General features: G+C 60.2%; 12 protein-coding genes. 7 read left to right on the forward strand and 5 right to left on the reverse strand.

Annotated features, from left to right (window positions below; translation table 11 throughout):
* Positions 1-2 precede the first annotated feature (2 nt).
* The 3 genes from ACQY1P_RS15265 to ACQY1P_RS15275 all read left to right on the forward strand — a co-directional run bounded on the left by ACQY1P_RS15265 (position 3) and on the right by ACQY1P_RS15275 (position 3,032).
* Positions 3-1,202 (forward strand): CaiB/BaiF CoA transferase family protein, encoded by a 1,200-nt coding sequence (locus ACQY1P_RS15265; protein WP_430254161.1) that lies wholly within the window; start codon positions 3-5, stop codon positions 1,200-1,202.
* Positions 1,199-2,848, forward strand: coding sequence for a thiamine pyrophosphate-binding protein (locus tag ACQY1P_RS15270; protein WP_430254163.1), 1,650 nt, complete (start codon positions 1,199-1,201; stop codon positions 2,846-2,848). The genes ACQY1P_RS15265 and ACQY1P_RS15270 overlap by 4 nt, the downstream gene beginning before the upstream one ends.
* Positions 2,849-2,909: 61 nt before the next feature.
* Positions 2,910-3,032, forward strand: coding sequence for a hypothetical protein (locus ACQY1P_RS15275; protein ID WP_256413794.1), 123 nt, complete (start codon positions 2,910-2,912; stop codon positions 3,030-3,032).
* Between the two features lie 76 nt (positions 3,033-3,108).
* Here ACQY1P_RS15275 and ACQY1P_RS15280 read toward each other — a convergent pair whose 3' ends face one another.
* From ACQY1P_RS15280 to ACQY1P_RS15290, 3 genes are all read right to left on the reverse strand, one after another.
* Positions 3,109-3,450 carry a RidA family protein gene (locus ACQY1P_RS15280; protein WP_062581144.1) on the reverse strand — a complete coding sequence of 114 codons (342 nt, stop codon included), beginning with the start codon at positions 3,448-3,450 and terminating at the stop codon, positions 3,109-3,111.
* 79 nt (positions 3,451-3,529) lie between these two features.
* Positions 3,530-3,868, reverse strand: coding sequence for a TIGR01244 family sulfur transferase (locus tag ACQY1P_RS15285; protein ID WP_062456086.1), 339 nt, complete (start codon positions 3,866-3,868; stop codon positions 3,530-3,532).
* A 74-nt stretch (positions 3,869-3,942) separates the two neighbouring features.
* Positions 3,943-4,776 carry a DUF4432 family protein gene (locus ACQY1P_RS15290; protein WP_113167048.1) on the reverse strand — a complete coding sequence of 278 codons (834 nt, stop codon included), beginning with the start codon at positions 4,774-4,776 and terminating at the stop codon, positions 3,943-3,945.
* 182 nt (positions 4,777-4,958) lie between these two features.
* On the opposite strand from ACQY1P_RS15290, the gene ACQY1P_RS15295 reads away from it, so the two are divergent.
* Positions 4,959-6,377, forward strand: a complete 1,419-nt coding sequence (locus tag ACQY1P_RS15295; protein WP_430254166.1) for a L,D-transpeptidase — start codon at positions 4,959-4,961, stop codon at positions 6,375-6,377.
* Positions 6,378-6,455: 78 nt separating this feature from the next.
* On the opposite strand, the gene ACQY1P_RS15300 is transcribed toward ACQY1P_RS15295, so the two are convergent.
* Positions 6,456-7,172, reverse strand: coding sequence for a ParA family protein (locus tag ACQY1P_RS15300; RefSeq protein ID WP_062456077.1), 717 nt, complete (start codon positions 7,170-7,172; stop codon positions 6,456-6,458).
* 215 nt (positions 7,173-7,387) lie between these two features.
* Entirely contained in the window at positions 7,388-8,887 is a 1,500-nt protein-coding gene (locus tag ACQY1P_RS15305; RefSeq protein ID WP_430251405.1) for an amino acid permease, read from the reverse strand.
* A gap of 667 nt (positions 8,888-9,554) precedes the next feature.
* On the opposite strand from ACQY1P_RS15305, the gene ACQY1P_RS15310 reads away from it, so the two are divergent.
* From ACQY1P_RS15310 to ACQY1P_RS15320, 3 genes are all read left to right on the forward strand, one after another.
* Positions 9,555-10,658, forward strand: a complete 1,104-nt coding sequence (locus ACQY1P_RS15310) for an ABC transporter substrate-binding protein (protein ID WP_062581155.1) — start codon at positions 9,555-9,557, stop codon at positions 10,656-10,658.
* A gap of 80 nt (positions 10,659-10,738) precedes the next feature.
* A complete protein-coding gene (locus ACQY1P_RS15315; RefSeq protein WP_430254168.1) occupies positions 10,739-11,614 on the forward strand; it encodes an ABC transporter permease in 876 nt (291 codons plus the stop codon).
* A gap of 11 nt (positions 11,615-11,625) precedes the next feature.
* Positions 11,626-12,414, forward strand: coding sequence for an ABC transporter permease (locus tag ACQY1P_RS15320; RefSeq protein WP_113167065.1), 789 nt, complete (start codon positions 11,626-11,628; stop codon positions 12,412-12,414).
* The last annotated feature ends 13 nt before the right edge of the window (positions 12,415-12,427 follow it).

Below are 12,427 nucleotides of genomic sequence, written 5' to 3' on the forward strand. Positions count from 1 at the left end.
TCATGGATGAGTCGAAGAAAAAGCCGCCGCTCGCCGGCATCCGCGTTCTCGAACTGGCCCGCGTGCTGGCAGGCCCCTGGGCCGGCCAGATGCTGGCCGATATGGGTGCCGATGTGGTCAAGGTCGAAAACCCTGACGGCGGCGACGATACCCGCGCTTGGGGCCCTCCCTTCGTCGAAAGCGTCGACGGCGAAAACCTCTCTGCCGCCTATTACCATTCGACCAACCGGGGAAAGCGGTCGATCGCGGTCGATCTCAAGACCGAAGAAGGCCAGGACATCGTCCGCCGCCTCGCCGCGCAGTCGGACGTCCTGATCGAGAACTTCAAGGTCGGCGGCCTCAACAAATACGGGCTCGACTACGAGAGCCTGAAGGCGATCAATCCGAAACTGGTCTATTGCTCGATTACCGGTTTCGGCCAGGACGGGCCCTATGCGAGCCTTGCCGGCTACGACTATATCGTCCAGGGCATGTCCGGCTTCATGTCGATCACTGGCGAACCCGACGGCCAGCCGATGAAGTCGGGCGTCGCCATCGCCGACATCTTTACCGGCATCTATTCCGTCACCGCCATCCAGAGCGCGCTGATCCACGTCATGAGGACGGGCGAAGGCCAGCATATCGATATGGCGCTGCTCGATGTCATGTCGGCGGTCCTCGCCAACCAGAACATGAACTACCTGATATCAGGCATCTCGCCGGTCCGCCTCGGCAACGCCCATCCGAACATCTCTCCTTATGAGGTGATCAACGTCCAGGACGGCTACATCATTCTCGCCGTTGGCAATGACGGCCAGTTCCGCCGCTTCTGCCGAATTCTCGGCATCGAGCACGTCGCGGATGACGAGCGGTTTTCCACCAACAAGGCGCGTGTCGCGCACCGGATCGAGGTCCGCAGTCTCCTGATCGCCGAGACGATCAAGTGGACCAAGGCTGATCTCTTGTCCGCCTGCGGCGACAATGCCGTGCCGGTCGGACCGATCAATTCGATCGGTGAAATGTTCGAGGATCCTCAAGTCAAGGCGCGCGGCCTGCGTGTCGATCTAGAAGCCGCCGACGGCACCGTCATTCCCGGCGTCCGCAGCCCGATCGTGCTATCGGAGACGCCGCTTGCCTATCACCGGCCGAGCCCGAACGTGGGCGAGCATACGGCCGAAATTCTTGCCGAACTGAATATGATCGAGAAGGAACGCAATCGATGAAAACGGGTGGAGAACTGATCGTCGAGGCACTGAAGGCAAACGGGGTCAGCAGAGTGTCCTGCGTTCCGGGCGAGAGCTATCTCGCCGTGCTCGATGCGCTCTATGAAAGCGGTATCGAGGTTCTCGTCTGCCGCCAGGAAGGCGGCGCGGCGATGATGGCCGATAGTTGGGGTCGTCTGACCGGCGAACCCGGCATCTGCATAGTCACCCGCGGCCCCGGCGCCACCAACGCGTCGGCCGGTCTACACATCGCCAAGCAGGATTCGATCCCGATGATCCTGTTCATCGGCCAGATCGGCCGCGACATGAAGGAACGCGAAGCCTTCCAGGAAGTCGAATACCGCCGCGCCTTTACCGAGTTCGCAAAATGGGTCGGCGAGATCGACGATGCCCGCCGCATTCCGGAATTCGTCACCCGCGCCTTTGCCGTCGCCACCTCCGGTCGCCCCGGCCCGGTCGTGCTGACACTGCCCGAGGACATGCTGACGGAAGCGGTCGAGGCGGTTCAGGCCCGCCCCTATACCCCGGTCGAAAGCCATCCCGGCAAGAGCCAGATCGCGACCCTCGACGAGATGCTGCGCAATGCCCGCCGGCCGATGGTGATCCTTGGCGGCACCCGCTGGGACGAGAAAACGGTCTCGGATTTCCAGGATTTTGCGAGCCGCTTCAAGCTGCCGGTCGGCTGCTCGTTCCGTCGCCAGATGCTGTTTGATCACCTCCACCCATCCTATGCCGGCGATGTCGGCATCGGCATCAACCCGGCGCTTGCCTATGAAATCAAGGATAGCGATCTGCTGATCCTCATCGGCGCCCGCATGTCGGAAATGCCGTCCTCCTCCTATACGCTCCTCGACATTCCCTACCCCAAGCAGACACTGGTCCACGTCTACCCGGATCCGGAAGAGCTTGGACGGATGTACCGCCCGGATCTGGCGATCTGCGCGGCACCGGCAGAATTCGTCGCAGCCATCAAGGATCTTCAGCCGCCGGCACTGCCGCTCTGGACCGAGCGCAAGTCGTCGATGCACGATTCCTATCTGAAGTGGTCGACGCCCCCGAAAAGCGGCCCCGGCAACGTCCACATGGGACCGATCATGGCCTGGATCGAGGAAAACGTTCCGATTGACGCGATCTTCACCAACGGCGCCGGCAACTACGCCACCTGGGTGCACCGGTACCACCGGTTCCGGAAATACAACACGCAGTCGGCACCGACATCAGGATCGATGGGCTACGGCCTTCCGGCAGCAGTCGCCGCCAAGCAGCTGTTTCCGGATCGTGAAGTCGTCTGCTTTGCCGGCGATGGCTGCTTCATGATGCACGGGCAGGAATTCATAACCGCCGTCCGCTACGGATTGCCGATCATCACTGTCCTCGTCAACAACGGCATCTACGGCACGATCCGCATGCATCAGGAACGGGAATATCCCGGCCGCGTGTCGGCGACGGATCTCGTCAATCCGGATTTCGTCGCCTATGCGCAAGCCTTCGGCGGGCATGGCGAGCTGGTCGAGAAGACGGAGGATTTCGGTCCCGCTTACCTGCGTGCCCGCGAAAGCGGAAAGCCGGCCATCATCGAAGTCAGGCTCGATCCGGAAGCGATCACGCCGGCCAAAACGCTGACGCAGATCCGCAACAGGAACTGAAACGGCGGCATCTGCGCAATCACCCGGCGGAACATTCCGCCGGCCATGCCGTTGATGGCGCATGGCAAATGACACAAAACGCAAAGCACTGGGTGGCATGACGACCTTCGTCGCCGTCATCTTTTTTATCGGTCTCGCACTCGCGGCTTACTACTTCATCGGCATGACGCCGGGCGAGCCGTGATCCCAAGGGATCGTTGATACAAAAAGGGGGCCGGTTTTCACCGGCCCCCTTTTTCATGTCAGTATGAACCGGCCGATCAGATCGCTGCGGTAACGATGAATTCGACCTTGTACTTCGGCGCAGCAAGCTTGGCTTCGCTGGTAGCGCGGGCCGGTGTATTGGCCGGATCGACCCATGCTTCCCAAGCCGCGTTCATTTCAGCGAAATCCGCGATGTCGGAGAGATAGATCAGGGTCTGCAGGATCTTCGACTTGTCGGAACCGACAGCAGCCAGCAGACGATCGACTTCGGCAAGCGCGTCCTTGCACTGGTCGGTGACGCTGTCGCCTTCGCCAACCTGGCCGGCCAGATAGACGGTGTTGCCATGGACGACGGCGCCGCTCATGCGGGCGCCGGGCTCGATACGCTGAATGCTCATAAAATGCTCCTGAATGCTGAGCTTCGGAAATGCAGGGCGTGGCATACCGCGCCCTTGCGTGGAAAAGCTTTCGAACCGATCAGCCGCGCAGGCGCAGGCTCTGTTCGTAGATCGCCGTGGAGCGTGCGCCCGAGCGGCAATAGCCAAGCAGCGGCTTGGGGAAATCTTCGAGCACGTCGACCATCTCGGTCACGCCTTCGGGTGTCAGGCCCATGCGGCCGACCGGAATATGGCGGATGTCGAGACCGAGCTCCTTCGCGCGTGCCTCGATCGCGGCGAAATCCGGCTGGCCGGGCTCTTCCTCGTCGGGGCGGTTGCAGACGATGGACTTGAAGCCGAGCGCCTTGATCTGGTCGAGGTCTTCGACCGTGATCTGGCCTGAGACCGAGTATTCGTCGTTGATCTCGCGGATATCCATGGCAGAGCCTCCATTCTCGATAGGGGGCAAGCTTTACGATGCACCCCGGGGAGCGTCAATCGCCAAGCGGCCATTTACGCAAACACGAAGCGCAGGCCGTAGTCGACGCTTTCGCCGGGTTGAAGCCATTTCAGCTCGCCTGACGCCTCCAGTTCGCCGCGGGTGGCCAGCCGGTGCGAGACCGGCTCGATCCCCAGCACATGCGCCGGCTGCTTCTGGTTGCGCCACATCTGCAGGTATGGAAGCGTGTCGGTCTTGAAACGCACTTTGAGCGTGAGACCACCGAGCGCCGCGATCGGTCCCAAGGCCAGTTCCGCCCAGGGATCGCCGCCCGCTGCCGGCACGCAGAACACGCTCCCTGGCTCGGGCCCGAAATTCCAGGGCATCTCTTTTTGCTCTAACATCGCGCTCGAAAGACGGACGTTGTCGTCCAGCAGCCAGGCCCCGATATTCATATGGTACATATGCACCCGGGCGATGGCTTTCGTTCCAGTGTTCGTCACCCTGTCGGACAGGCAGACTTCTCCGGTCACTCCATCAATCCGCCAGTGGCGTTCCAGAAGCGCGGATCCCCCCTCGGCTGTCGTGACCGGAACGCGCGCCCGGCATTCGGCATCCTCCTGCATATCCCAGAACACGATCTCGGCCGGGTGCGACGAGTAGGAGCCGTGCAGCGGAAACTTCGCGCCATCGGGACGACCGGGTATGGGTTCGGGATGACGGATGTGGTCGGGACCGCAGGTAAACAAAAACCCTTCCAGCGAATGGTCGATTCGCGGATCGCCATCGTCAGGAATGGCCCGGCCGGGCGCGATGTCGATGCCGCCGACGAAACAGGCGCCGATATCCAGCACCGATCCCTCGTCCAGAGTGAGCTTCGGCCCGTTTCCTGCTGAAAACGCTTTCATAAAACCTCCCTCACGGCGCCTCTCGCCGGATCGTGATCGAATTTAACCATCGGTTCATAACGAATTCACTTTTCTCACGGTAAAGTCGAAATTACGTTGTCTATGGCACCAGATACGGAGTCGGGAACCATATGCGCATTTCCCCGCTTACCGTAGACGGAATAATTTCTTTCGGTGGAAACGTGAAGCGTCTCATTCTCGCAAGTATCGGCCTAATGGCAATATCAGCAGCCTTCGGGCCATCGTCGGCGCAGGCTCAGAGCGGATATCGCTATCAGCAGCAGACGACCCTCGTGGCACCTGACGGCGCCATACTCGACTACATGCCGGATCCGCGCGACGTGGTGATCAGCCGCGACGGTATGGGCCGCCGCGTCTATCTCGATCGCCGCGGAAACATCGTTGCGACCGAAACGCGCCAGGATGCCTACCGTCCCCAGGAGGCGGAATATCCGCCGGCACCGAGTGGCTACCACAACCGTCGCGACACTGTCTATCAGCCGCAGGATCAGTATCCGCAAGACCAGGGCGGATATCATGATTACCGCCAGTATCGTCCCGGTGAAGAACCGGGTGCCGTGACCGGGTCGATTGCCGGCCCCGGTTCGATTACCCGCGAGCCACTTACCAACGATGCACTTCCCGGCATCGACGAGAACTATTCCGAGCCCGAAGAAGCCTCGATCGACCCGAATGCGGGCTCGCAGCTTCCGGCACCGCAGCATGATGCCAAACCGGTCATCACCGTCACTAAGAAGCCGCAGGCCGAGATCGCCGCACTCCAGGTGTTTCTTGACCGCGAGGGCATTTCGCCGGGTGTGATCGACGGCCATCTTGGCGACAACGTCAACAAGGCGATCGCCGCCTGGCAGGAAATGACCGGCGAGACGCTTGATCCGAACAATTCCGAAGACATCATGCAGCGCCTGACCTATTCGGGCGGCCTGCCGATCATCGATTATACGATCACGGCCGCGGACGCTGCCGGACCATATGTTGCGTCTATCCCGGAAGACTACGCTCACAAGGCCACTCTGCCGGCGATGTCCTACACATCCGTGACCGAAAAGCTCGCCGAGCAGTTCCACATGGACGAGAACTACCTGAAGTCGCTCAACCCGAACGTCGACTTCACCATTCCCGGCATGACGATCAAGGTGATCAACCCCGGCACGCCGAAGACCGGACAGGTGACGCGGATCGTTGCCGATAAGTATCGCAAGCAGGTCTTCGCCTACGGTGAAGACGGCGTTCTGATTTCGGCTTATCCGGCCACGATCGGTTCGAGCGATACGCCATCGCCGTCGGGCAACCATACGGTCCAGCGCATCGCGCTCGATCCGGGCTACACCTACAATCCGAAGATCAACTTCACACAGGGCAACAATACCCAGATCCTTCAGATCCCTCCGGGTCCGAACGGCCCGGTTGGCACGGTCTGGATCGCCTTGTCGAAACCCACCTACGGCATTCACGGCACGCCGGAGCCTTCCAAGATCGGCAAGACCAACAGCCACGGCTGCGTGCGCCTCACCAATTGGGATGCGACGGAACTTGCCAAGATGGTCAAGCCCGGCACGACCGTCGAATTCCTCGAGTAGGTTTTGCCAGACTTAACAACGCAAAAAGCCTCTCCGGCAAACCGGAGAGGCTTTTTTTATGGCTACGTTAAATTGGCTTCAGGCGGCGTTGCGGCGAAACGGAAACAGTTTCGATCCCATCGAGCGCACGACGCGGACAGGCATCATGCGCATCACTTCCTGAGCGAAACTGCGCGCATTGTCTTTTGCCTTGTCGACATTGCTGACCTTTGTCGCGTCGAGCGTGTGCAGGGTTCCGCCGGTCTCGAACAATTCCTTGAACGCGACCCGTTCGCCGATCGACGTCTCCAGCACATTGACGCCCTTGGCCGCCAGCAACCCCTTGATCGCCAGCATAGCTCGCGTCGTTACCATCGAGGTGACACGGGTAAGGACGACGGAATGGGGAATGTCGAGCTTGGCCTTGTCCTTCATCTGCGCGAGCAGATCGAGAATCTGTGCTGCGCCCTTCGCATCCATCGCCGAGCCCTGGACCGGGATGATGACGTGGTTGGAAAGCCCGATTGCAGTGGTTACCAGCGCGTCTCGCGCGCCGGCAAGATCGATGATGAAGTAGTCGGTCGAAGATGCCATCTCGCGCAGGTGGCATGGAAGCGACGCCGTCGTGACTTCTGAAATCACCGAGAGGTTGGGCACGGGGCCGGAGATCTCGCACCACTGGCTGATCCACTTCTGCGGATCGGCATCGATGATCGTGATGCGAAATCCCTGGTGGGCGAGTTCCGTGGCAAGCAGCAGGGCTGCAGTCGTCTTGCCGGCACCGCCCTTGGCATTGGCAAATGAAATTACGGGCATTCTCGGTCCTTGATGAAATAGAGCCGCATCGCTCACCACCACGCCGCTTCATGCGCAGTTAACGTATTCTTCATGAACTTGGTTAACGAGACGTAAATTAAGGGTTAACGCATATTGCCTGTCACATTTCAGCATGCCGACCTAAAAAGGCTGAGAATGCAAATGTGGCCCGCGAAGCGATCGCGGGCCACATGTTGATCACGGATGTCTGGGGATCAGACCAGCGCTGCCGCCTGCTTGTGCTCCATCGCGAACTCTTCTTCCGGCGAAAGGATCAGACGATGGCGGCCAACAAGCGCGAAATAGGCGATCGCGACAGCAAACCAGATCACCACCCAGACGACGCCCTTGAAGAAGTTGGGATCCTGAACCTGATAGAGAAGCGTCACCACGGCGATGACGATCGTCAGGACGGCACCCGGGATGCCCAGTGGAGACCGGAACGGCCGCTCGATATTGGGCAGTTTCTTGCGCAGGATGATGAACGAGATCGCCTGCATGATGTAGGAGAACATCGCGCCGAACACCGCCATGTTGAGCAACACGCTGCCGATGGCGCTGCCGCCTGCTTCTGCACCGAGCGAAAACCAGATGACCAGCATCACGGCAAGACCGACCAGCGCTCCAGCCAGCATCGCAACGTAGGGCGTCTTGTAGGTCGGATGCGTGACCGAGAGCGCCGTCGGGAAATAGCCGGCCCTCGAGAGCGAGTAGATCTGGCGACCCTGTGCATAGAGGATCGTATGGAAGCTGGCGATCAGACCCGTCAGCGCCACCAGACCGAGGATAACGACGCCTCCGTCGCCATAAACGGACTTGAACCCGTCGAGAAGCGGCTCCAGCGCCGTACTTAGATGAAAGGCGCCGACACCCGGCAGAGAGGGATTGAGGAGCACAATCATGAAGGCAGACAGCATCAGCGTCATCATGCCGAGGATGATGCCCTTCGGCATGTCACGCTTCGGATCGACCAATTCTTCTGCCGCCAGCGGCAACTGTTCGATGGCAAGGAACAGCCAGACCGCGAAGGGAAGCGTTGCAAGCACGCCTGTGATCCCGAACGGGAACCAGTCGCCATTGCCTTCAGGCAGTTCGATCGCTGCACCATCAGGTCCGACGCCGATGTTCAGCGCCCAGCGGGAAAAGTCCATGTTGGGGATGGCGCTGACCCAGAAGAACACCAGCACCGCCAGCGAAACGATCGTGATGACCAGCGTCACCTTGAACGACAGTTCGAGGCCGAACACGTTGAGCGCTAGGAAGATGATGTAGAACAGGATCCACAGGATCGGCGAGTAGACGGGATCGAGGCCGAGGATCGAATTCACATAGGCCGTAATGAAGGTAACGATGACGGCGGGCGTGAGCACGTATTCGACGTTCTCGCAGAGCCCTGTAATGAAGCCGCCCCAGGGTCCCATCGCCGTTCGCGCAAAGGAATAGGCAGCACCCGTGTGCGGCAGCGCCGGGCTCATCTCGGCGATCGAGAACGTCAGGCCGAGATACATGACGGCGATGATGATGCCGGCAACCAGCATCCCTCCCCATCCGCCGGTCGCGAAACCGAAATTCCAGCCCGAGAAATGCCCTGAGATAACGGCGCCGACGCCGAGCGCCCAAAGCGACCAGACCCCTGCATAGCGCGAAAGCCCGCGCTTTTCGAAATAGGCAGCATCCGCCTTCTTGTAGCTGACGCCCGCTGATGAACTTTCCATGCCTTCTCTCCTGATCAAAGAAATAGGCAGCGAGGCCGTCCGGCCCGCCGTCCCCGTCCATTCCGGATCCGCCCGCTTTTGTCGGTGTCGGTATCCCGCAGCTCTGGCTGTTCCCCTGGTCTCTCAGTAAACCGGCTGGAGAGTTCCCACACCGGCCCGTCGAAAGCCTGCCTCGACCGTAGGCGGCTTCGTTTCGAATAAACTCGTTCATAGTCTAGGTCGTGAAGTCAGTGCCGGACGCGATGACTGTCCTTTGATCCCGCCGACATCGGTCTTGAAGCGATTTCGTGAAGTATGAACACGCATTAACCACGACGAGAATTCTTCACTTCCGCCGCGTCGTCAACGGTAATCTCAAATCTCCTCCATAGGCCCCGTTGACTCGGTCCTGGAAACGAATGTTAATCCTGTCACAAACCGGCGCAGACCGGAGGGAACGGCTTTCGTATGACCGGCAGGATTGACCAGTGATGACAGGGCAAACACGATTGCCGTGTCCGAGCGCAGTTCCCTCCGGACAAACGGATTCAATTGGTGAGGGATATCTTCTAAATTCCTGAAATACAGGCCTGATTTCTAGCATGCGCTTGGAATGCGCGCTGTCACATACGATACACACAATGGCTCTACGAGTCGCGCCGAGACGCTCAACCCCAGGAGGACACCCGTGCTCAAGAACGCCCATCGTCTGCTGTCTCTGACGACAGCAGTCCTCATCGCTTCCACCAGCCTTGCAGCAGCCGAGCCGAGCGCGGAACTGATCGCCGCCGCCAAGAAGGAAGGCGCGCTGACCACCATCGCCCTGCCCCACAGCTGGTGCGGCTACGGCGACGTGATCGCCGGCTTCAAGGCCAAGTACGGAATCGAAGTCAACGAACTGAACCCGGACGCGAGCTCGGGCGACGAAATCGAAGCCATCAAGGCCAACAAGGGCAACAAGGGCCCGCAGGCTCCTGACGTGATCGACGTTGGTCTGTCCTTCGGCCCGTCCGCCAAGGCCGAAGGCCTGATCCAGCCTTACAAGGTTTCCACCTGGGACTCGATCCCGGCTGAAGCCAAGGATGCTGAAGGCTACTGGTACGGCGACTATTACGGCGTTCTCGCGTTCATGGTGAACAAGGATCTCGTCAAGGAATCGCCGAAGGACTGGAAGGATCTTCTGAAGTCCGACTACGCGAACGCCGTCGCACTCGCCGGCGACCCGCGCTCTGCCAACCAGGCTGTCCAGGGCGTCTATGCTGCCGGTCTCTCCGCCGCTAAGGGCGATGCCGCCAAGGCTGGCGAAGAAGGCCTGAAGTTCTTCGCAGAACTCAACAAGGCCGGCAACTTCGTTCCGGTCATCGGCAAGGCTGCCCCGTTCGCACAGGGCTCCACCCCGATCATCATCGCCTGGGACTACAACGCTCTGTCCTGGGGCGAAAGCCTGAAGGGCAACCCGCCTTATGAAGTCGTCGTTCCGCAGTCGGGCGTCGTCGCGGGCGTCTACGTGCAGGCGATCTCCGCTTTCGCACCGCATCCGAACGCTGCCAAGCTGTGGATGGAATACCTCTATTCCGACGAAGGCCAGCTCGGTTGGCTGAAGGGCTATTGCCACCCGATCCGTTTCAACGATCTTGCCAAGAACAACAAGATCCCGAAGGCACTGCTCGACGCCCTGCCGCCGGCCGCATCCTATGAGAAGGCCGTATTCCCGACACTCGAAGAGCAGGCTGCCGGCAAGACCGCGATCACCACGAAGTGGGATTCCGTGGTCGGCGCCAACGTCAAGTAATCTAGCCTAGACGGCCTTCCCGCTCCGCTTTCATGGGCGCGGGGAGGCCTTTTTCCTCCTCCGACAGAAACACTGGATTCATGTCCACCGCATCATCGTCCTTCATCGACCGCCGTACCGTCGTCGATTGGCTCGGCGTCGCGCCGTTCATGATCTTCGCGTTGATGTTTCTGATCGTCCCGACCTTCTATCTCGTCGTCGGCGCCTTCTTCACGCCGGACGGGGCATTCACCTTCAAGAATATCGCGGACCTGTTCACGCCGACAATCCTTTCGGCCTACTGGATCTCGATCAAGGTCTCCTTCGCCTCATCGCTCGGTGGCGCGATCATCGGCTTTGCGCTCGCCTGGGCAATCGTTCTTGGTGGCCTGCCGTCCTGGATCCGATCGAGCCTCCTGACTTTCTCCGGTGTCGCCTCGAACTTTGCCGGCGTGCCCCTCGCCTTCGCCTTTATCGCCACGCTCGGCCGCACAGGGCTCGTGACCGTCTTCATGCGCGACTGGTTCGGCTTCAATCTCTATTCGACCGGCTTCAATCTCCTCTCCTTCGTGGGCTTGACCCTCACCTACATGTTCTTCCAGATCCCGCTGATGGTGCTGATCCTGACCCCGGCACTCGACGGTCTGAAGAAGGAGTGGCGTGAAGCCTCCGAGATCCTCGGCGCATCCACCTGGCAATATTGGCGCATGGTGGCGATGCCGATCCTGTGGCCAAGCCTCCTCGGCACCAGCCTGCTTCTCTTCGCCAACGCCTTCGGCGCGATCGCCACGGCCTATGCGCTGACCGGCTCCTCGCTCAACATCGTGCCGATCCTGCTTTATGCGCAAATCCGCGGCGACGTACTGCACAATCCGAACCTCGGCTATGCGCTGGCACTCGGCATGATCGTCATCACCGGCGCCTCCAACGTCTTGTACATCTGGCTGCGCATGCGCGCCGAACGCTGGCAGAAGTGAGGATGCGCGAGATGAAGATGACAAAATTCTTCGCCTGGCTCGCCATCGCCATCGGCGTCATCTACTTTTTCGTGCCGCTGATCGGCACGTTTGAATTCTCGTTGCGCATGCGGCGCGGCGAATACTCATTCGATGCCTACGACTCGGTCTTTTCGGATGCCGCCTTCCGGGCGACCTTCGGCTTCTCCATGCTGATGGCGCTGCTCACCATCATCTTCGGCATGCTGCTGATCGTGCCGACGGCCTACTGGGTCAGGCTGCGCGTCCCCCAGATGCGACCGGTGATGGAGTTCATCACGTTGATGCCGCTGGTCATCCCGGCGATCGTCATCGTCTTCGGATATCTCAGGCTCTACAATTCGTCGTCCTACATCCCGTTCACCGGTTCGACCTTCGGCACCAACGTGCTTCTGGTCATGTCCTACATCACCCTGTCGCTGCCCTACATGTATCGCTCGGTCGATACGGCGATGCGCACCATCGACGTTCGAACCCTCACGGAAGCGGCGGAAATCCTTGGCGCCAAATGGCCGACGATCCTGTTTCGCTGCATCTTCCCGAACGTGATGTCGGGCGTGCTGTCGGGCGCCTTCATCACCTTCGCGATCGTGATGGGCGAGTTCACCATGGCCGCCCTCCTCAACCGACCCGCATTCGGTCCCTATCTCCAGCTCGTGGGCGCCAATAAGGCCTATGAGCCTTCGGCGCTCGCCGTGATCGCCTTTGCAATCACCTGGCTTTCGATGGGCCTGCTCCAGCTCGTTTCCCGTTTCAGCAAGATGGCACCCTCCCGGGCTTAGGGACTGCGCCTCA

The organism is Neorhizobium sp. DAR64872/K0K18, from assembly GCF_050500175.1.
GTDB classification, from domain to species: domain Bacteria; phylum Pseudomonadota; class Alphaproteobacteria; order Rhizobiales; family Rhizobiaceae; genus Neorhizobium; species Neorhizobium soli.